Source organism: Flavobacterium pisciphilum (assembly GCF_020905345.1).
In the GTDB taxonomy this organism is placed as follows: Bacteria; Bacteroidota; Bacteroidia; order Flavobacteriales; family Flavobacteriaceae; genus Flavobacterium; species Flavobacterium pisciphilum.
Window position 1 is genome coordinate 4194715 of record NZ_JAJJMO010000001.1, and the last position, 21921, is coordinate 4216635.

Annotated in this window: 18 protein-coding genes; 6 read left to right on the forward strand and 12 right to left on the reverse strand. The window is 33.3% G+C overall.

Features of this window, described 5'->3' with window-relative positions:
• Nucleotides 1-26 precede the first annotated feature (26 nt).
• On the forward strand, nt 27-665 hold the full coding sequence (locus tag LNQ49_RS17890) for a peroxiredoxin (RefSeq protein ID WP_229990373.1): 639 nt from the start codon (nt 27-29) through the stop codon (nt 663-665).
• 52 nt (nt 666-717) lie between these two features.
• Here the strand turns inward: LNQ49_RS17890 and LNQ49_RS17895 are convergent, their stop codons facing one another.
• The 4 genes from LNQ49_RS17895 to LNQ49_RS17910 form a co-directional block, all read right to left on the reverse strand.
• On the reverse strand, nt 718-2955 hold the full coding sequence (locus LNQ49_RS17895; protein ID WP_428978340.1) for a cation:proton antiporter domain-containing protein: 2238 nt from the start codon (nt 2953-2955) through the stop codon (nt 718-720).
• 178 nt (nt 2956-3133) lie between these two features.
• A complete protein-coding gene (gene purB, locus LNQ49_RS17900) occupies nt 3134-4480 on the reverse strand; it encodes an adenylosuccinate lyase (protein ID WP_229990375.1) in 1347 nt (448 codons plus the stop codon).
• A 92-nt stretch (nt 4481-4572) separates the two neighbouring features.
• A complete protein-coding gene (locus LNQ49_RS17905) occupies nt 4573-5265 on the reverse strand; it encodes a sterol desaturase family protein (RefSeq protein ID WP_229990376.1) in 693 nt (230 codons plus the stop codon).
• Between the two features lie 12 nt (nt 5266-5277).
• Entirely contained in the window at nt 5278-5973 is a 696-nt protein-coding gene (locus LNQ49_RS17910; protein WP_229990377.1) for an SIR2 family NAD-dependent protein deacylase, read from the reverse strand.
• Nucleotides 5974-6156: 183 nt separating this feature from the next.
• Between LNQ49_RS17910 and cysC the strand changes: the two genes are divergently transcribed.
• The 3 genes from cysC to LNQ49_RS17925 all read left to right on the forward strand — a co-directional run bounded on the left by cysC (nt 6157) and on the right by LNQ49_RS17925 (nt 8543).
• Nucleotides 6157-6678: an adenylyl-sulfate kinase gene (gene cysC / locus LNQ49_RS17915; protein WP_229990378.1), complete on the forward strand. Its 522-nt coding sequence runs from the start codon at nt 6157-6159 to the stop codon at nt 6676-6678.
• Between the two features lie 161 nt (nt 6679-6839).
• Nucleotides 6840-7817: a sulfotransferase family protein gene (locus LNQ49_RS17920; protein ID WP_229990379.1), complete on the forward strand. Its 978-nt coding sequence runs from the start codon at nt 6840-6842 to the stop codon at nt 7815-7817.
• A gap of 63 nt (nt 7818-7880) precedes the next feature.
• Entirely contained in the window at nt 7881-8543 is a 663-nt protein-coding gene (locus LNQ49_RS17925; RefSeq protein ID WP_229990380.1) for a TrmH family RNA methyltransferase, read from the forward strand.
• A gap of 55 nt (nt 8544-8598) precedes the next feature.
• On the opposite strand, the gene LNQ49_RS17930 is transcribed toward LNQ49_RS17925, so the two are convergent.
• The 7 genes from LNQ49_RS17930 to LNQ49_RS17960 all read right to left on the reverse strand — a co-directional run bounded on the left by LNQ49_RS17930 (nt 8599) and on the right by LNQ49_RS17960 (nt 18305).
• Nucleotides 8599-10206 (reverse strand): PepSY-associated TM helix domain-containing protein, encoded by a 1608-nt coding sequence (locus tag LNQ49_RS17930; RefSeq protein ID WP_229990381.1) that lies wholly within the window; start codon nt 10204-10206, stop codon nt 8599-8601.
• A gap of 94 nt (nt 10207-10300) precedes the next feature.
• A complete protein-coding gene (locus tag LNQ49_RS17935; protein ID WP_229990382.1) occupies nt 10301-12460 on the reverse strand; it encodes a TonB-dependent receptor in 2160 nt (719 codons plus the stop codon).
• 96 nt (nt 12461-12556) lie between these two features.
• Complete coding sequence (locus tag LNQ49_RS17940) at nt 12557-12934, reverse strand: hypothetical protein (RefSeq protein WP_229990383.1); 378 nt, start codon at nt 12932-12934, stop codon at nt 12557-12559.
• Between the two features lie 180 nt (nt 12935-13114).
• A complete protein-coding gene (secA, locus tag LNQ49_RS17945; RefSeq protein WP_229990384.1) occupies nt 13115-16456 on the reverse strand; it encodes a preprotein translocase subunit SecA in 3342 nt (1113 codons plus the stop codon).
• Between the two features lie 91 nt (nt 16457-16547).
• Nucleotides 16548-16769, reverse strand: a complete 222-nt coding sequence (locus LNQ49_RS17950; protein ID WP_007138072.1) for a DUF2795 domain-containing protein — start codon at nt 16767-16769, stop codon at nt 16548-16550.
• 149 nt (nt 16770-16918) lie between these two features.
• On the reverse strand, nt 16919-17488 hold the full coding sequence (locus LNQ49_RS17955; RefSeq protein ID WP_229990385.1) for a cob(I)yrinic acid a,c-diamide adenosyltransferase: 570 nt from the start codon (nt 17486-17488) through the stop codon (nt 16919-16921).
• A 118-nt stretch (nt 17489-17606) separates the two neighbouring features.
• The gene (locus LNQ49_RS17960; RefSeq protein WP_229990386.1) at nt 17607-18305 is read right to left on the reverse strand and encodes an ABC transporter ATP-binding protein; all 699 of its coding nucleotides are present in this window, start codon (nt 18303-18305) and stop codon (nt 17607-17609) included.
• A 312-nt stretch (nt 18306-18617) separates the two neighbouring features.
• Between LNQ49_RS17960 and LNQ49_RS17965 the strand changes: the two genes are divergently transcribed.
• Nucleotides 18618-19268 carry a DUF6565 domain-containing protein gene (locus LNQ49_RS17965; RefSeq protein ID WP_229990387.1) on the forward strand — a complete coding sequence of 217 codons (651 nt, stop codon included), beginning with the start codon at nt 18618-18620 and terminating at the stop codon, nt 19266-19268.
• Between the two features lie 80 nt (nt 19269-19348).
• On the opposite strand, the gene LNQ49_RS17970 is transcribed toward LNQ49_RS17965, so the two are convergent.
• Nucleotides 19349-20140, reverse strand: a complete 792-nt coding sequence (locus LNQ49_RS17970; protein ID WP_229990388.1) for an O-methyltransferase — start codon at nt 20138-20140, stop codon at nt 19349-19351.
• Between the two features lie 160 nt (nt 20141-20300).
• Here LNQ49_RS17970 and LNQ49_RS17975 point away from each other — a divergent pair, with 160 nt between their 5' ends.
• On the forward strand, nt 20301-21851 hold the full coding sequence (locus LNQ49_RS17975) for an SDR family NAD(P)-dependent oxidoreductase (RefSeq protein WP_229991350.1): 1551 nt from the start codon (nt 20301-20303) through the stop codon (nt 21849-21851).
• The last annotated feature ends 70 nt before the right edge of the window (nt 21852-21921 follow it).

Consider the following 21921-nt stretch of genomic DNA (forward strand, 5'->3'; position numbering starts at 1 on the left):
TTAAATAAAATTTTAAATATATACTCATGGCAACATTACGATTAGGAGATATAGCTCCAGATTTTGAAGCAGATACAACTCAAGGCCCTATAAAATTTCATGAATGGTTAGGAGATTCTTGGGGAGTGTTATTTTCTCATCCTTCAGATTTTACCCCAGTTTGTACTACAGAGTTAGGAACTGTGGCTAATTATTACCCAGAATTTGTAAAAAGAAATACTAAGGTTATCGCTCTAAGTGTTGATGGTTTAGAATCGCATTTAGAATGGATTAAAGATATCAACGAGACCCAAAATACTACTGTAAATTATCCTATTATTGCCGACGAAGACAAAAAAGTTGCCAATTTATATGATATGTTACATCCAAACGCAAGTGATAAGTTTACTGTTCGTTCTGTTTTTATTATTGGAAACGATAAAAAAATAAAATTAACATTGACTTATCCAGCTTCGACAGGGAGAAATTTTGATGAATTGCTTCGTGTGATTGATAGTTTGCAATTAACTGCAAATTATAGTGTAGCAACACCTGCAAACTGGAAAGACGGTGAAGATGTGGTTATATCTCCATCGATTCCTGATAGTGATATTGCAGCTAAGTTTCCAAAAGGACATAATCCTATAAAACCTTATTTGAGGATGACTCCTCAGCCTAATAAGTAGGTTTAGATAGAAAATAAAAAAAAGGTATAATTCTTATTATACCTTTTTTGTGTTATACTTTTTTTACGAATTGTTTCATTCGTTTTTTGTCACCAACGACCCAAATGATATCGTCTTTTTCCAAAATTAGTTGTGATTCTGGATTAAGGATTCGTTTACCGTTTCTTTCTATTCCAACTACCAAAGCATTTGTTTTATGTCTAAATTCACTAATACTTTTTTTAGCAAATTCCTCATCAGAAATTTCTAATTGATTTAAAACAATCTCTGATTCTTCGACTGCTGCTGGTATTTCGATTTCGTTTTTGGTTAGATAATTTGTAAACTCATTTACTTGTGCATCTGTACCAATAACACATATTTCATCTCCAGGGAACAGGCGTTCGGTTTTGGTTGGGATTTGTATCGTAATATCACCACGTCTTATAAAAGCGATGTTGATTCCTAGTTCTTCTCTGATTTTTAATTCTTCCAGAGTTTTACCAGCTAGATTAGATTCTTTGGCAATTTCAAATATCGTCATGTGACCATCCCAAGGGGTTAAGTTGGCATACTTTCTATCTATTTTAGTTGACTCTCTATCGTTTAGATTCTTTAAGAAATGATTTTCTATTCTATGGTATTGCTCATTTAGTTTTTTAGGGAAAAATTGATAAGCAGAAACAGCCAAAACTAAGGCTATAAAAGCAACTAAAGGCGAGAAGAAAATGTTTAACAGGAATCCAACATAGAATATTCCTAGTCCGATTCGTATCAATATCATCATCATAATGGGGCCACGGTATTTTCTTTCCTCCCATAAAAGTTCAACTTCTTTTACTGCAACTCGTCTTAATGAAAGTGCCCATAAAAAAGGAGCAATAACGATAAGAGTGATAAGTGCTGCAATTGTGTTTCCAAATCGGGTATCTGCAACTAATGGAGCTACATATTTAGCAGAAAGCAGAATGATTGCTGTTATTATTATTGTGTGTATTACAATTTGAGTAATGTAAGATCGTAATACAATTTGCCAAGTACTAACAGATTTTATGGCTTGTGCGTTAAGGCTATAACGGTTGATGTTTTTGATCCATTTGCGGGGTAATTTTCGTTCTAAGTAATCTGAGAACGGGCCAGCAAATTTAACCATAAATGGGGTTGTAAATGTTGTTACTGCTGATACTGCAACAACTATAGGGTATAAAAAGTCACTCGTTACATGAAGGGACATTCCTAAAGTGGCTATAATAAATGAGAACTCTCCAATTTGAGCCAAACTCATCCCTGTTTGTACGGATTGTTTTAATGGTTGTCCTGAGATTAAGGCTCCAATTGTTGAACTTATTGATTGACCAAAAATAGTAACAAGGGTTAAAATAGCTACTGGCAAAGCGTGGGTGATAAGCATCTCAGGATTGATTAACATTCCCACAGATACAAAGAAAATAGCTCCAAATAAATCTTTTACTGGTTTTACTAAATGCTCAATATGTTCGGCTTGGGTAGTTTCTGCAATAATAGATCCCATGATAAATGCACCTAAAGCAGGAGAGAAACCAACGTTTGAAGCAAAGATTACCATCATTAAACACAAAGCAAGTGATATGATAAGTAACATCTCATCAGTTAATAAATGCTTGGCTTTTTTTAATAAAGTTGGGATAAAGAAGATTCCCCCAACAAACCAAACGGTAAGGAAGAATACTAATTTTAATACTGAAAGGAGTAGTGCACTTCCTGAAAATTGCTGACTTACTGCAATAGTTGATAGTAAAACCATCATCAAAATGGCAACTATATCTTGTACAATAAGGGAACCGATTACTATACCAGCAAATTTTTGCGCCTTGACGCCCAATTCATCGAACGTTTTGAGGATAATAGTGGTGGAGGAGATTGATAAGATGACACCCAGAAAGATACTATCCATTTTAGACCAATCCATCCATTGGCCGACCAGATAACCTAAGGCGACCATTGTTATTATTTGAGTTATTGCAGTTATAGAGGCGGTACCACCGACTTTCATCAATTTTTTAAAGCTAAATTCTAGCCCTAAACTAAAAAGTAAAATAATCACACCAATCTCTGCCCACACTTCAACGCTTTTATTGTCGGTTACAGAAGGAAAAAAATCAATATGATTTCCTGCTAAAAAACCTGCGATTAAGTAGCCTAGAACCAAAGGCTGTTTAAGTTTTTTAAAGATTAGCACAGCAATTCCAGCTGTCATTAGGATTAATCCTAAGTCACTAATTAATGGTTCTAAATGTTGTGTGGCATTTGTTACAGTCTCTGTAGGACTCATAGGCATGTACTTTTTTATATTTATTTTTCGAATTGTTGTAAGATAGCAAAAAATAAAAAAAAATAAAAGTAATCGGATTCCTAAATATAAAATTTAAGATAATTTTATAAAAGAAAATCTCGTTATTTATAGTTAATATGTCTATAAATAACGAGATTTTTATCTGAAAACTAGTGTTTTATATTCCTAGAAAGTTGCTAGGAGTGATTTTCATTAGCTCTGCTCTGATTTCTTCAGAAACATCCAGAGTTGCAATAAAACTATGAATAGCATTTTTGTCAATTGCTTCATTTGTTCTTGTTAATCCTTTTAATGCTTCGTATGGATTTGGATAGGCTTCACGACGTAAAATTGTTTGAATTGCTTCTGCAACAACTGCCCAGTTTTTTTCTAAATCTTCATGAAATTTTGATTCATTTAAAAGTAATTTATTCAATCCTTTTAATGTAGCTTCAAAAGCAATAATGGTATGACTAATAGGTACACCAACATTTCTTAAAACGGTACTATCTGTTAAATCACGTTGTAATCTTGAGATTGGTAACTTAGCCGAAAGGTGTTCAAAAATTGCATTAGCAATTCCTAAGTTTCCTTCTGAATTTTCAAAATCAATTGGGTTTACTTTATGAGGCATAGCCGATGAACCAATTTCTCCAGCTTTGATTTTTTGTTTGAAATATTCCATTGAAACATACGTCCAAATATCTCTGTCTAAATCAATTATTATGTTGTTGATTCTTTTTAAAGCATCAAAGAATGCTGCAAAATGATCATAATGTTCTATTTGTGTAGTTGGAAATGAATGGTGTAATCCTAGTGTGTTTTCTACAAAATTACCTCCAAATTTTTTCCAGTCAATTTGTGGATATGCAACGTGGTGTGCATTGTAGTTTCCTGTTGCTCCACCAAATTTTGCTGCAAATGGGATATTAAATAACAAACGCATTTGCTCTTCAATACGCTCTACAAAAACACCAATTTCTTTACCTAAACGAGTAGGAGAGGCTGGTTGTCCGTGTGTACGAGCAAGCATAGGAATGTCTTTCCATTCTACACTTAATTCTTTTAGCTTGGCTGTAAGTCCAATTAAAGACGGCATATATACGCTCTCAAAAGCTTCTTTCGTTGAAAGAGGAATAGCAGTATTGTTAATGTCTTGAGAAGTTAATCCGAAGTGGATAAATTCTTTATATTCTGATAGACCTAATTTTTCAAAAGCATCTTTAATAAAGTACTCAACCGCTTTTACATCGTGGTTAGTTACTTTTTCAGTTTCTTTTATCCAAAGGGCATCCTCAGTAGAGAAGTTTTTATAAATATTACGTAAACTTTCAAAAAGATCTGAATTTACGTTTGCAAGTTGTGGCAATGGCACTTCGCATAAAGCAATAAAGTATTCAACTTCAATCAATACCCGGTATTTAATTAGCGCTTCTTCTGAGAAAAATGGAGCTAATGAAAGGGTTTTGTTTCTATATCTTCCGTCAATTGGCGATATGGCGTTCAGTTCGTTTAAAGTAGTCATTGTTGTGTTGTTAATTTTGAAGATGCAAATGTAAGTTATTGTTAAAACTTCTGAAAGTTAGTTGCAAGTTATTATAGCTAAACATTGCAATTTTAAATGATTGTTTTAAAAATTTTGTCCCAAATAGTAAAATAAAAGCCAAAATTGTGTGATTCGTTTCTATGATGGTTTGAATGGAATTTTGTTGTCGAAATCCATTTTGTTGCACTGTTTTTATTCCAAAATTCAGGATAAATGTCTTTGTTTAAGTGCCCTAATATTCCGTAAGATAAGTTAAGGATTAGATATAATAGTATGCTGATACAATTAAATTCTATTACCGAAATTATAATAAGCCATATAGCACCAAATCCTAAAGTTTCGATAGGATTAAGAACAAATAAGCTATAAACATTTGTATCGATATGGGTGTGGTGCAATTGATGGATAGGGCGAAACCACGTTAATTTATGGGCTAGATAGTGAAAGCAAAACATAAAAAAGTCCATCAGAAAAATTAATAAAAGTGTATCCAATACTATCGTGAAGAGTGAAGTAGAGAAGTCTATTTTAATAATTTGATATTGGTAGAGTTTATAGCCTATTAAAGTTACCAGCGTATTGCATAGTAAGGTGCTAATAACCCATTTTATATCTGATTTTTTAATTTTTGTGACTTCACCATCAATTAGCTTACCGATACCAATTGCCAAGAGCATTAATAGTAAATTTTCAACAAGAAAAATTCCTATAACCGTAACTGGGTTACAATAAGATAATAGATTGAGCCATTCTTCTAGTACCATGTTTATAATTCTCTATTTTGTTATTTCAGTTAATTTTGTTTTTAATATCTCCATTCCCTTAGAAGCTATTTCAGGAATAACTTCAATTTTATTTCTCAAGTTTGGAATTTTAATTGGTTTAGGATCAATGTAAAAAAGTGGACTACTTGCTGGTGTATATGAGATTAATCCAGCAGCAGGATATACTTGCAAGGAAGTTCCTATTACGGCAAAGTAATCGGCTTGTTCTGCGATTTCTATTGCTTCTTCAAGGGCAGGGACTTCTTCGCCAAACCAAACTATATGGGGACGCAACTGATTGCCTTTTTTGTCTAAATGATTCATGAATAAATCATCATGCCAATCTAAAATATAATTTGAATCTTGTGAGCTTCGTACTTTTAGTAATTCACCATGTAAATGTAAGACCTTGGTACTTCCGGCACGTTCATGTAAGTCATCGACATTTTGAGTTATAATATGTACATCAAAATCTTTTTCGAGTTCTGCCAAAATTAGATGTCCTAGATTCGGTACTACTTCTTTGAGTTGTTTGCGTCTTTGATTGTAAAAATCAAGAACCAATTCGGGATTTCTGTACCAACCTTCTGGGGTAGCCACATCCATTACATTATGACCTTCCCAAAGACCATCACTATCACGGAAGGTTTTAATACCACTTTCGGCACTAATTCCAGCTCCTGTTAAAACAACTAGTTTCTTTTTCATTATTATCTTATTCTAAAAAAATAAAATTAGTCATTTATAACGATAACAGACTATTGATTTTGTAAAGAATGAATTTATAAATGTGATTGTTTTTTTAGTATTTTTACTATAAGCCAATTCTAAAATATTGATTTATATTGCTTTGGTTTTACAAACGAATATATACTCCTTGACAATTTTTAAATGATATTAATACAGTTTACAGGTTTATCGGGTTCAGGCAAGACGACATTGGCAGAGAATGTTGGGAATTTGCTATTAGAAAAAGGATATAAAGTTGAAATTATTGATGGTGATATCTATAGAAAAACACTTTGTAAAGACTTAGGATTTTCAAAAAATGACAGATGCGAAAATGTTAGGCGCCTTTTTAATGTAGGTCAGGATTTTGTTAAATCAGAAGTTATCGTTTTAATGTCAGTAATTAATCCTTACGAAGATTTAAGAAATGAAATAGGGCAATATGAGTTTGTTAAAACAGTCTTTTTGGATAGTTCTATTGCTAATTTAATTAAAAGAGACCCCAAAGGGTTATACAAAAAAGCATTGTTACCAGATAGCGATAGTAATAAAATTAGAAATTTTACTGGAATAAGTGATGTTTACGAAGTTCCTTTAAATGCTGATTTAATACTTAAAACCGATTCTGAATCTGTGGCCGTTTCAACGGATAAACTCTATTCTTTTATTGTAGATAATATTTGAAACTACTTATTTCTTAATTGTCTCATTTCGGAAAGTTATGTTGTAAAGATTTACACTTAATCGACTGTTTTTTAGTCTGTTTTTTGTAAAATGTATATATTTACATTGCAATGATAATTTAGAAACATATAGCAGGTTGTAAGAAAAATTAATTTTAAAAAATGGAAAACTCAGATCATCCTCTTTTAAATTGGATTCCCTATAAGTTAGTCGAAACAGATGATGATGTATATTTTGAATGGATTTATCTAGGAGATAAAAGGTATTTAGATCCTTTTTTTGATGAAACCCTTATGAAATGTAAAGGGCATTATAATAATTCAACAAGATATAAAGTGGTTAGCAGTGTAGAAAACCTTATTGAGTGGTCTACAGAACTGGTTTCGGTTGAGCTAAAATCATTATTGTTTCATGTATCTCGCTGTGGCTCTACAATGATGAGTCAGTCTTTGGCAATTTCTCCACAAAATATAGTAGTTTCTGAGGCTCCAATTCTAGATCAAATTATTAGGAGTACTATTTTTGATTTGGATAAAAAAAGAGATCTTATCAAATCAGTACTACTATTGTTAGGTCAGAAAAGATTTTCTGAAGAAAAGAATTTAATTGTAAAATTGGATTCGTGGCATATATTTCAGGCAGACTACTTGAGATCCATTTTTCCAGATTTGCCTTTTGTTTTACTCTACAGAAATCCAAGTGAAGTATTAAAATCTCATGCAAAATTAAGAGGAACGCATATGGTACCTAATTTGATACCAGCAGCTTTTTTTGGAATCAGTGATCAGGAAATTCAAACAATTAGTATTCAGCAATATGGAGCAGTTGTTTTAGAAAAATATTTTCAGGCTTATCTTGATTTTTATAAGTTGGATAAAAATGTTTCAATGTATAATTATAAAGATGGAATGAAATCTGTTTTAGAACGTTTTCTATCTTTTATCGATGCAGATTATTTTGTAGAAGAGGTAGATCAAATGTGTGAACGCTTGACAAGACATTCTAAAGATGGAGATGTTGTCTTTAAGGGAGATTCTTTTGCAAATGATATTTTGGAAATAGATTTGACTAAGGCAAATGCACTGTATGAAAAATTAGATTCCAGCATAACAGAATATTTGACTGTTAATATATCATAGAGAATTGTTTTAATAGGCTTAATTGTGTGGGTTTTTAGTATTTTTGCCACAAATACTATTGAAATGATTGATTTAGATTACCTCGCTTTCCTTGAAAATATACTTACCGAAAACCGAAAAAGCAAATTTTTAAAAGTCCTCGAGAACCGCACAAAGCACTTTACTATTGCTGTTGAAGATATTTTTCAGATGCATAATACTAGTGCAGTTATGCGTAGTTGTGAAGTTTTTGGAATTCAGGAGCTCAATGTTATCGAGCAACGTTATGGTAAAAGTATCGATAAGGAAATTGCAATGGGTGCTCAAAAATGGGTCGATATTAATACATTTGATAGCATTAGCAATTGTGTAGATACTTTAAAAAACAAAGGATATCAAATTATTGCTACAACGCCTCATGAAAACGATTGCTTGTTGGAAGATTTTGATATTACAAAACCTAGTGCTTTGTTTTTTGGTACTGAAAGAGATGGTTTATCAGAAGAGATTTTGCAAAAAGCCGATGGATTTCTTAAAATTCCAATGGTTGGTTTTACAGAAAGTTTAAATATATCTGTTTCGGCAGCGATAATTATTCAGAATCTAACAAGCAGATTAAGAAATACAACTATTGATTGGCATCTATCTGATGATGAAATTCTAGAGAAACGTTTGGCTTGGGCTAAAAGTTCAATAAAAGACATCAAGCGAATTGAAGCTCGTTATTTTGAAGAAAATCCTAGATAAGGCTCTAAATTACTAAGATACTAAGAAAAAAAATAGCAACTCAGAGCCCCAAAAACTATTTCTTTAGGAACAGAATAAACCCTAGAACACTGACAATTAAAATGGCTAAAGCTGCCAAAACCATTGTTAGGTCTCGAATGTTCTTTCCTGCCCAATCCATGAATAAAAATTTATGCAGGATGGCAAAGGAATAGCCTTCTACTTTATCTGAATTTGTAACTACAGCGGCTAATCTTGAAGTTGAAGTTTCAATAAAATAAGTTGTCTTTTCAGGAGTATCATAGGCTAGTTTTACTACTGGAAGTCTTTTATTAACAAAACCATATTCTCTACTTTCAAAATCAGTTAAGACTTTTGATTCTATCAACTTTGTGTTTTCTAGAGCTGGTTGTGGTGTTTCTTCTGGAGTTTCTACCATTTCGCAGCAAGAAGCTTTTGGTGCTCCATCTGTAAAATAATAGGCTAAAAATGCTGCATATTGAAAATCAATGTTGGGTGAGATTGTATTGGTTGTTGCATTGATATAAACTATTTCAGATTTTGAAACCTTTTTTTTATTCCATTTTGAATTCGAATCTATTTTTGTTTTTTTGAATTTCTTACTTTCTTTTTCTGCCAATTGACAACGGTAATAAATAGTATCGTTTAATGTAATAATACTTGAATTTTGAAAACGATTCCAATCTAAATTTAGGTTGTTATTAAGCAAAGGAATTTCTTTTGTTTCAAAAGTTGGCTCGTACACCATTTGTGATAATGTATAAGGTTCCCATTTTGTAGTGGCATGGTAGGCACCACTAAAAGCAAAAGTTAGAGTGAAAAGTGAAATCCAAATTCCAATTTGGCGATGGTATTTTCTGAGTCCTTTTTTTGGTTGGAGTTTGTCCGTTTTTTTGAATTGCTTCCATAGCAAGCCATAAATTAAGATTCCGCTAAGAGCTGAGAATCCAATAATGGATAGCAATAAAATCATTGTGATGATTCGGACACTGTTGTTGGTAATGGCATCAATAAAAGACCAATTATGAAATGTATCAAAAAACCAAATGAATGCTTGTCTTGAAGTTGGGTTGTAAGTTGCTAGTTTACTGGATGAAGTTTCTACATAAACCTGCATTGCGTCTGGACGGTCAAAGCTTATTTTGTAAACAGGCAGATAGCGATTTACGTATTTGTATTGAGATGTGAATTCAGTAACGATTTCACTCTTTTTCACGGTGCTTTTTTGATCATTTAGGAAATAACGTGAAAGCCATTCAGCATATTTTTTATCCCCATCAATCAGTTTTTTTGTAGTTGAAGTATCAAAATAGAGTAGCTCACCTGTAACGGTTTTTATTTGATAAAAAGCAGTGTTGTTGAATGTTACAATTCTGAAGTTTTTGAATTCGGTGATATTGTTTTTTTTGAGAACTTCTTGAATCGAAAAATGCAATTCGTTTTTTGAAATGAATTGTTGCTCTATTTTATCGTGGGCAATTTCGGGTTTAAAGAAATGTGCCATAAATGGATGCATCAAACCAGACAATGTCCAGAAAATTACTGGGATAATTGTAATTAGCCCAATTGTACGATGCCATTTGTACATATGCTGTTTGATTTTCTTGATGATCTTTGAATCTTTCTTTTTAGAAGGATTTTTTCTCTTTATTTCTTTGCTCATCTGTTGAGTGCTTATGATTTGTTTTTTGCCACAGATTAAAATGATTTTTTAAATCTGTTTCAATGACCTATTTAATCTGTGGCAAAATCTTTACTTATTTTTTTAGCGAAAAATTATATTGTATTCCGAATACAAATGTCCTTGGTGCCGCCGCAGTATAGGTAGGTTGTGCATTTGTTGTATTGGCTCTTGATACATTGTAGGCATATAATTTATCGGTTAGATTGAGTACGTTTCCGTAGATTTCTATGCTTTTCCATTGGTAGCCAATTCTAGCATTAAATAAATTATAGCCATCGTATTTTACGGTATTGATTTGGTCTTGGTAATAACTACCTACTAGTTGCCATTCTATCGAAGTTCTTAGGTTTGGAAGCCAATTTGGATAATAGCTTATTTCTGAATTTCCAGACCATTTCGGTGCTGCAGGCATTTCTTTTCCGTCTAAATTCTGAATTGGGTCACTTGGTTTATCCGAAAGTTTAAAATCGATATAAGTATGTTGTGCGTAAGTTCCGCCTGCACGAATACTAAATTGTTTTGAAGGTCTGTATGAAGCACCAAACTCGATTCCTTTATGGCGCGTTTCGCCAGCCGAACGATAATCAGTTGAGTTGTCAGGAAGTTTAACGTTTAATAATTCATTTTTGCCTTCCATATAATAGACGGCGTAGTCAAAGTTTAGCTTGTTTTCTAAGAGAGAAACCCATCCACCAACTTCATAATTATTGAAGGTTGCAGGTTCTAGATTGTAGTAGAAATCTGCAGGTACTCCTGTTTTTCCTCCAGTTCCAGGTTTAGTTCTGAAAACAGAAGTGATTCCTGGAGGTGCAAAACCTTGAGAATAATTGCCATAAAATCCAATGAAATCTAATGGATTGTAATTTGCTCCCGCCTTGAAAGTTGCTTTGTCATACACCTTGCTTCCTGTAGAAATGTCTAAAGCATTATTGTACTTTACTTTCATATTGTCATAACGACCACCAAGAGTAATAATTAATTTTTCGATTGGATTAAAGCTTACTTGTGCATATCCTGCTGTGTTGAAAATATCGGCAGTATAGTCGGCTAATTTTGTGTCTGGACGTTCGGCAATAATCTCATAAGAATCTACGGTTTGTTTTCCTACTTCTCCCGGATTTAGATTGGCTTTCAAATCAATTACATAAGACCAATAGGTTACTGGAGAATAATCGTATAAAGCACCTGCAACAATTTTAGTATTTAGAAAATTGAATTTTTGAGTGTGCTGTCCAATTGCACCATAGCTTTTAAAGTTATTCGAATTTATTTCGCCTTTAGCAGTTGTTGGATTTACAGTTGGATTCCATCTGATTCCATAAGATGGGTTTTGCCCCAATTTATTATTGCGTAAATAACCCGTAATATAACTACTTGAATTGTCATTCCAATCGTGTTCTAGTGTTATCCGTGTTCGTAAAGCTTCTGATTTTCTATAAGTAAAGTCAGTAGTGCTTTTGTAAGTTCTGTTGTTAAAAGCATCTTCGTTCACACTTCCGCTCATATCCGAATAGTATTTTCCATACATGGTATTACTGATTAATCGGGTAGAAGGGGAGATGTTATAATCAATTCGGGCATTTAGATTGTCTTTGTTGTAATCTGAATATGTCATCCAACCGTTTTCTTGTAAACTTGAAATTCCAGCAATATGAAAACCAACTTTTCCAATTGTTGCCCCGCCTGCTGCTTGAAATCTTCGATATCCATAATTATCTGCCTGAACGCCAAATTTAAATTCTGGTTCAACTGGTGGTTTTAATGAAATTAAGTTAATCGTTCCACCAACAGCTTCTGGGCCGTATAATGATGAAACAGGCCCTTTTACAACCTCTATACTTTGAAGGTTGAATTGATTAATTTCTAATAACGCATTATGATTGAAAACGCCCATTGGACGAATTGGTAAGCCGTCTTCTAGATATAAGTAATAAGCGTTTGTGGTCATTGGCTGGCGAATTGACATCATATGTTGTTCGTTGCCCAGATTTACCATTAAAACACCTGGTGTTTTATTAATGATTTCGTAAACAGCTGTTGCCTTGGTTTCGTTAATAGTTTTTGCGGTTAGTTTACTTATCGCAACTGGAGTCTCCTTACGTAATGTAGCCGTACGATTTGCTGTTACGAAGATGTTTTCTAGTTCTTGTATTTTGGTAGTGTCTTGTTTCGTTTTATTTTGCGCAAAGACACATTGCCCTATTAATAATAGGGTAAAGCATATTTTTTTCATTTTAGTTTATATAAATTTTAAAAGTAACGTGCGTTTTTCCCTGACCTTAAGGCAAGAAAAATTATTTCAATGGATATTGAAATCTGTGACTAGAATTTATATAAAATAGGTTGGAGGGTGAAAAGTAGTATTAGAAACAGCAATAGGTTTCTTATCGAAAGAAGCGAAGATTTTTGCTTTTGATTCGATTGGTGCTACTAATTTTAGATTATTTGTAGTTGTATTTTGAATGTAAATAACCTCTGCTTTTTCTTTCAGATTGTTATGCATTCTTTTTTCGTTATCGGTGTATTTTTTTAAACTTTTTTGAAGATCACATCGGCCGTTACACGAATTAAAAACCATTTTTCGTTGTACACAGATGGTTTTAGAGATTTCTTTTTGGTTTAATTTAAATGAGGTATAAACAAAGAAACTTCCAAAAGATGGAGCCAAAAGCATACATGAGAGGAATATGATTAAAAATTGCTTCAAACTAGATTTCGTTGTTTTCGATAGCAAAAATACGTTATATTCGTTTTAATAGGAACGTATTTTAGTTTTTTTGCAATAAAAAATCCCCAACTACATAGTAATTGGGGATTTTTTTTAGTTTACAGTCTTCAGTCTCAGTTTTCGGTACAAGACTCTAAACTGAGATTGAATTCTTTTTTATTATTTTACGATAACCCATTCGCCAGAAGCTAATAAGCTTTCTGCTTTTTTAAATTTCATCGTCTCAACAGCTCCAGTTGAAACTTGTTGAACTGTTACGTTGTCATTACGATTAATTTTTGGCATATCTCTTACGATAGTTTCAGTAACTTGACGTTGCTGAGTTTCTCCAGCTTCGCGATTAATTTCTTCGCTATTTTCGATTTCGTCTTTACTTAATTTGTAATTTTCTTTTTGACGAACTTCTCTTGCTTCCTGAATTTCTGGAGCGCTTTGAGCTGGTAAATCACCTTTGAATAAGAATGAAATAACTTCTCTATTTACGTTATCCAACATAGAGCGGAATAAGTTAAAAGCTTCTAATTTGTAGATAAGCAATGGATCTTTTTGTTCGTGAACAGCTAATTGAACTGATTGTTTCAATTCGTCCATTTTACGTAAGTGTTTTTTCCAAGCTTCATCAACGATAGATAAAGTGATGTTTTTCTCGAAATCAGCAATTAGTTGTGCGCCTTCAGTTTCGTATGCTTTTTTAAGATCAGTAACAACATTTAATGTTTTGATACCATCTGTAAAAGGAACTACAATACGCTCAAATTGATTGTTTTTCTCTTCGTAAACTCCTTTAATGATAGGGAAAGCTTCTCTTGCGCTACGTTCTGTTTTTTCAGTATAGTAAGCTAAAGTTTCTTTGTATAGTTTTCCTGTAATCTCATTTTCTGGTAATTTGATAAAATCAGCTTCAGTTATTGGAGATGTTATAGAGAAATAACGAATTAATTCAAATTCGAAATTTTTAAAATCATTTGTTACTTTGTTTTGACTTACGATAAGTTCACAAGTATCGTAAAGCATGTTTGCGATATCTAGTTTTAAACGTTCTCCAAATAAAGCGTGACGACGACGTTTGTAAACTACTTCACGTTGAGAATTCATAACGTCATCATATTCTAATAAACGTTTACGTACTCCGAAGTTGTTTTCTTCTACTTTCTTTTGAGCACGCTCAATAGATTTTGTCATCATTGAATGTTGAATTACTTCACCTTCTTGTAATCCCATTCTATCCATTACTTTGGCAACTCTTTCTGAACCAAATAAACGCATTAGGTTATCTTCTAGAGAAACGTAGAATTGTGAGCTTCCTGGGTCACCTTGACGACCTGCACGACCACGTAACTGTCTGTCGACACGACGAGAGTCGTGACGCTCTGTACCAACAATTGCTAAACCTCCGGCAGCTTTTACTTCTGGAGATAATTTAATATCGGTACCACGACCAGCCATATTGGTTGCAATGGTTACTACTCCTGATTTTCCTGCTTCTTCAACAATTTGTGCCTCTTGCTTGTGCATTTTGGCATTCAATACATTATGTGCAACCCCTCTCATCTTAAGCATACGGCTTAATAACTCAGAGATCTCTACAGATGTTGTTCCAATTAATACTGGTCTTCCAGCGTTAGATAATTCAGTTACATCTTCGATTACTGCATTGAATTTCTCACGTGTAGTTTTATAGATATAATCTTCTTTATCTATTCTAGACATAGGGCGATTCGTAGGAATCTCAACTACATCTAATTTATAAATTTGCCATAACTCACCAGCTTCTGTTACTGCAGTACCAGTCATACCACCTAATTTGCTGTACATTCTGAAGTAGTTCTGTAATGTAACAGTTGCAAAAGTTTGTGTTGCAGCTTCGATTTTTACATTTTCTTTAGCCTCAATCGCTTGGTGTAATCCGTCTGAGTAACGGCGACCATCCATGATACGACCTGTTTGCTCATCGACAATCATAATTTTGTTGTCCATGATAACGTATTCTACATCTTTTTCAAAAAGAGCATACGCTTTTAATAGCTGAGTTAAAGTATGGATACGCTCGCTTTTTACACCAAAATCTTGAAATAATCTTTCTTTGGCTTCAGCTTCAGCGTCTTTGTCTAATTTCTGTTTTTCGATAGCAGCAATTTCTGTTCCGATATCTGGTAATACGAAAAAGTCTGCATCTGTATCTCCTGAAAGGAATTTGATTCCGTTGTCAGTTAATTCTACTTGATTATTTTTTTCTTCAATTACAAAGTATAAAGCCTCATCAATTTTATGCATTTCACGGTTGTTGTCTTGCATGTATTGATTTTCGGTTTTTTGAAGCAATTGTTTAATTCCTTCTTCACTCAAAAATTTAATTAAAGCTTTGTTTTTAGGTAAACTTCTGTAAGCTCTTAATAATAAGAATCCACCATCTTTAGTGTTTCCTTCTTTTATTAATTTTTTAGCTTCTGCTAAGAAACCATTTGCCAATTGACGTTGTAAACTTACTAAGTTTTCAATTTTTGGTTTCAATTCATTAAATTCATGACGGTCACCTTGAGGAACTGGACCAGAAATGATAAGTGGTGTTCTTGCATCATCAATTAATACAGAATCGACCTCATCGACGATTGCATAATTGTGTTTTCTTTGTACCAAGTCATTTGGCGAATGCGCCATATTATCTCTTAGATAGTCAAATCCGAACTCATTATTTGTTCCGTAAGTAATATCAGCATCATATGCTTTCTTTCTTCCTTCTGAACTTGGTTGGTGATTATCAATACAATCAACAGTTAAACCATGGAACTCAAATAAAGGAGCTTTCCATGTACTATCACGTTTTGCTAAGTAATCATTCACCGTTACTAAGTGTACTCCGTTTCCAGTTAAGGCATTTAGATAAAGAGGTAAAGTTGCTACCAAGGTTTTACCCTCACCAGTTTGCATCTCTGCAACTTTTCCTTCGTGTAATACCATACCACCAATTAATTGAACATCGTAATGAACCATGTCCCATGTAATTTCTTTACCAGCAGCATTCCATTTATTAGCCCAAAGTGCTTTTTCTCCTTCTATTGTAATATAGCTTTTTGTAGCTGAAAATTCGCGGTCTTTTGCAGTAGCAGTAACTTCAATTTGAGAGTTATCTTTAAAACGACGAGCTGTTTCTTTTACAACAGAAAACGCTTCTGGAAGGATTTCCAGTAATGTTTTTTCTGAAATTTCGTAAGCTTCTTTTTCTAAAGTATCTATAGCTTCGTAAATGTCTTCTCTTTTGTCAATGTCTTCAATGCTTTCTACTTCTGCCTTAAGAGAAGCAATTTTTGCATCTTTTTCGGCTCTTGCGTCCTTTATTTTTTGCTTAAAAAATGCTGTCCTAGCCCTTAGTTCGTCATGAGACAAAGCGGTTAGGCTAGTTTCGAAAGTTTTAATTTTGTTTAAATAAGGTTGTAAAGCTTTGACATCTTTTTGTGATTTATCACCTACAAAGACTTTAATAATACTGTTAATGAAACTCATGATCTGTTGGTATTTCTATAATTTATCTAAATGTGTAAATTTAAACAAAAAAAAAGCCTCTTTTTTGAGACTTTTTCTTTGGGGTTACTTTTTAATATTCATCCTCATTCCAAAGATAATCTTCGTCTGTTGGATAATCCGGCCATATTTCTTCCATTGATTCATATATCTCACCCTCGTCTTCAATTGACTGTAGGTTTTCTACTACTTCTAATGGAGCACCTGCTCTAATAGCGTAGTCTATAAGTTCGTCTTTGTTAGCAGGCCACGGTGCATCACTTAAATATGATGCTAATTCTAATGTCCAATACATGTTTTGTCAATTTAGTTTGTGCAAAAATAATTTTTTTACTGAGAAAGACAAGTAAAAAACGATTTATTTTAGTAAAATTTAAGAACGTTCCTTTTAGTATTCAATTTTCTGTTACAGTTTACATTGCAAATACTAAAAACTGTAGCAGATTACTTTCTCGGAATCCATTTAACTTCCTCCGCTTTTAAGTCAGAAGACAACTTTCGTGCCAAGACAAAAAGGTAGTCAGAAAGTCGGTTTAAGTACTGTATTGCTATTTCTGGAACGGTCTCATTATGACTTAGATGCACTGCCAAGCGTTCGGCACGACGGCAAACACAGCGGGCAATGTGACAATATGACACAGTTTGATGACCTCCTGGTAATACAAAGTGGGTCATTTGCGGTAGCGTTTCTTCCATGGCATCAATTTCATTTTCAAGTAATTCGATGTCAGTTGGTACAATGCCTAGATTTTTAAGACGTAATTCTCCGTTTTTTAAGACTTCTTTCTCTACAGGAGTAGCTAGAATAGCTCCTACAGTAAATAATCGGTCTTGAATTTCGATCAAAATGTTCTTGTAGTGTAGATTCATTTCTTGATCTCGTATGAGTCCGATGTACGAATTTAGTTCGTCAACTGTTCCATAACTATCAATACGGATATGGTCTTTGGGAACGCGAGTACCGCCAAAAAGCGCAGTAGTTCCTTTGTCTCCTGTTTTGGTATATACTTTCATTTTTTTAAGATGCTAAGGTTTTGAGATATTAAGAATCTAAGTTTCTAGAATAAAGTGCAGACGTTTTTACGACTTGTAACCTTAAATTAGAAACCTGAAACTTTTTAAAATAGTTAATCTAAAATTCTTTTGTAGTTTTTGTGTCGCTTTCAATAAGTCCATCACGCAAACGAATAACACGATGCGCATAGGCAGCAATATCCTCTTCGTGTGTTACTAGAATTACAGTATTTCCATTGGCATGAATGTCACCAAATAACTTCATGATTTCGACAGAGGTCTTACTATCTAAATTTCCAGTTGGTTCATCGGCAAGAATTATCGATGGTTTGTTTACTAATGCTCTTGCAATTGCAACACGTTGGCGTTGTCCTCCTGAAAGTTGATTGGGCTGGTGATCCATTCTATCCTCAAGATTCACTTGCTTTAGTACTTCGGTAGCACGAACAATTCGCTCTGATTTAGAATGTCCCGCATAAATCATCGGTAAGGCTACGTTATCTAAGGCTGTGGTTCTAGGTAAAAGATTAAATGTTTGGAAAACAAAGCCTATTTCTTTATTTCTAATTCCTGCTAATTCATCGTCTTTCATCTGGCTTACATCTTTTCCATTTAAGATGTACGTTCCGGAAGTAGGGGTGTCTAAACATCCTAATAAATTCATTAATGTTGATTTTCCTGAACCTGATGGTCCCATTAAAGCAACATACTCTCCTTTATTTATTTCTAAATCAATTCCTTTTAAGACATAAACAATTTCGTTTCCAAGCACAAAATTTCGTTTAATATTAGTTATTTTAATTAATGGATTTGCCATTGGAGTTTATGATTGTTGATTTACAATTTTTAGATTTTAAAAGTACAAAACACTTTTGAATTAATCATAAGTAGTTAAAAATACATTTTTGTTACAATAATATATAGTATGCTGAGCAATAGGATTGTTTTTTGGAAGTCTACAGGAATATATTAATGTGTTTTATATAATTATATTTTAAATTTACATAATTGTCATATTTTTTAATTTTAAATGATTTTAATTTGTAAAAAAGCTTAATATTTTGCTAAATATTTATTTTTATTTAAAAATAGCCTTATATTTGAATTATAACATTAACAAATCGGAATTATGAAAAATACACAATTATTATTCGGACTAGCATTTGTTGCCATGGGATTTATCTCATGTAAAGATGAAAAAGCAGCAAAAGCTGAAAAAACTATTGATTCTTATGTAGTATATGTAGACTCAGTAAAAAATGTAACTGCAGAAAATGCGAAAACCAATTGGGAAGCAATTGAAAATGGATATGCAACACGAATGGGAAAAGCTGAAATGGCTTTGACTGATATTAAAGAGAATGCTAAAGTGAAAGAAAGATTTGAAGCAAGCAAAGCTAAATATGAAGTTTTTAAAGCTGAAATGACCGCTCTTAATACACCAAGTAAAATACAAAAAATGCGTGATGCTTTATTTGGAGAAGGAAAAATAGGGGAGGATATGAATTTTGATTGGGTAAACGCCAAAAATATTCATAGTGTTTATCAACAATTTGTGCGTACAGTTGAAAATAATAAAGAGAGCTATTCTCGTGAAGATTGGGATAAGATTAAAATGATGTACGAGGCACTCGATAGTCGTAAGAATACAGTAGAAAAAGAGGGGCTTACGCCTGAAGATAATAGAAAAATTGCTGGGTTGAAAATGAAATTTGCACCAATGTATACATTGAATAGAATGGGAGCAAAATCAGAAGAAACTGCAGAAGCTAAAAAGTAAGTTAATTGAGTATTTATATTAGGATTAGGTTAAATTTGAATTTTGAGCAAAAATGACAGTCAGTAATGGCTGTCATTTTTTTATGTCCTAATTGTAAAATGCTCTTTTTCTTGTTCGCGACGAAAGAATACGAATCCCCATTGAAAGGTGTCAATAGTGACTTTTACTTCTGGATGATTTTGTATTATCTCCCAAGCTTCTTCCATTTCAGATGACCAATGAATATCATCAAAAATCCAAACGGTATCGTTAGTAATTGTTGGAAGTAAAAGTTCAAAATAATCTAAAGTTGCTTTTTTAGAATGATTTCCATCAAAGTAGATGAAATCAAACTTTTGAGTGGCAGTTTTTAGCTCTCTCTGAAGCTCTTTGAAATAACTTCCAAATTCTGTTACAACCGATTCTACATTATCACAATTAAATTGTTGCAATCCTTTTTTAGCAACTGCGGCTGTTTCAGGACAACCTTCGAGTGTTGTGACTTTTGCTTTAGGATTTCCTAAGGCTAGGGCAGAAGTCGCCAGTCCTAATGATGTTCCGATTTCTAAGATACTATCTGGTTTGAAGTAAGCTGTAATCCGGAATAATAAGCGGGCTCTTTTTGGAGAAATCCCAGCTGTTTTAGCAATTTTAGCGATTTGTCTCGTGTTGCTTTTAAAGACCCTTGATCCTGCACCAAAATCAGTTACTTCGATTGTGTTCTTGTTTTGCAAAAATGACTTTCGATAAGCGCTTAAAATAGCGTATTCAGGCTTTGTTTTTCTGTCATAAAAACATTTCGTTAGTAAATTAAACACAAAGGGCGAATGCACAGCGTGTTCGTTTTTGGAGTTCCAAAGGAATTTTAGATATGATTTTATTTGAAATAACATAGTGACTTTTGCAAAGTAGGCGCGAAGATACAAAAAAGTCGAAAGGCATAAAGTCAAAAGTATTAAAGTAAAAGAGTAAGTATTTATGATTTTTGACTATGAATCTTTAAGACTCTAAAAAGACTATATTTGCGGGCTTTAAATAATACGTGTTTTTATGATGACGCAGGAAGAAATGGAAATTAAGAATACAATAACTTCGGAAGAAATAGACCGCTGTATTGCTGTTTTAGCACAATTAAACACTGATACGGATCAAATATTTGATATTCCTAAAGAGCAAAGAATTGCTTTGATTAAAGAAGCAGGTATGTTTTCTAGACCTGATAGAGGTGAGTTTTCTCGAAGAGTTAAAGACGGAAAAGAAGCTGCTAAACGTAAAAAGGAAAAGAAGGATAAAACAGCCCGTAAAGAAACTGGAATTCGTCATGCCCGTGAGGCAAGTATATTTGTTGCGCCAAAATTATTGGCTTATAACGATCTTGCTCACAAGGAACAATTAGAACTAGAAACACCTAGAAATTGTTACGTATGTAAAATGGGATTTACCAAGATGCATCATTTTTATGATACTATGTGTACTGATTGTGGTGATTTTAATTATGCCAAACGCTTTCAAACGGCTGATGTAAAAGGACAAGTGGCTGTTATAACTGGTTCTCGTTTAAAAATAGGATACCATATTACGTTAATGCTTTTGCGTGGCGGAGCTACAGTTATTGCAACTACTCGTTTCCCAGTTGATTCAGCTTTACGATTTTCTAAAGAAGAAGATTTTATGGAATGGGGACATCGTTTAAAAATTCACGGATTGGATTTAAGACATATTCCTAGTGTGGAGATTTTTTGCAATTTTATTGAGCAAAAGTATGAGCGATTGGATATTCTTATCAATAATGCTGCTCAAACAGTAAGACGACCTGCTGGATTTTATACCCATTTAATGGAAAATGAAGAGCGTGCAATAAGTACTTTACCTAAACAAGCTCAAGAACTATTATTGGATCATACGAATTGTTTGGATGAATTAAAGGTATTGACTTCAGGAGCTTCTTCTAATCAAAATATGCCAGTAACTTGGCATGGACCTGAGCCTGGAATTGGATTGCGTGCTTCGGCTAAATTATCTCAGATTCCTTATTCTTTTGATAATGCACTTGTAGCAAATGAGGTTTTTCCTGAAGGTGAACTCGATGCTGATTTGCAGCAAGTAGATTTAAGAAAAACAAACAGTTGGCGTTTGCGATTGGGACAGATAGAGACTACTGAAATGATTGAAGTTCAGTTGGTAAATTCTGTTGCACCTTTTGTATTGTGCAATCGTCTTTCGGAAGTAATGAAGAAGGATAATACGGGACAAAAACACATTATAAATGTTTCGGCTATGGAAGGTAAGTTTCATCGATTTTTTAAAGAAGATCGGCATCCGCATACCAATATGGCTAAAGCTGCTCTTAATATGCTAACACATACCTCATCAGGAACCTTAGCAAAACATGGTATTTTTATGAATGCTGTAGATACAGGTTGGGTAACCGACGAAGATCCTGCTGAATTAGCTAAAAAGAAACAAGAACTTGAAGATTTTCAGCCACCATTAGACATTGTTGATGGAGCTGCAAGGGTTATGGATCCTTTATTCGACGGAATTAACACTGGTAAACATTGGTGCGGTAAATTCTTAAAAGATTACAACCCGATTCCTTGGTAGTTTTTAGTCTCAGTTTATAGTATTCAATCACAGTTGTTTTTCTTTAGTTGTGAGAAGAAACATAGAATCC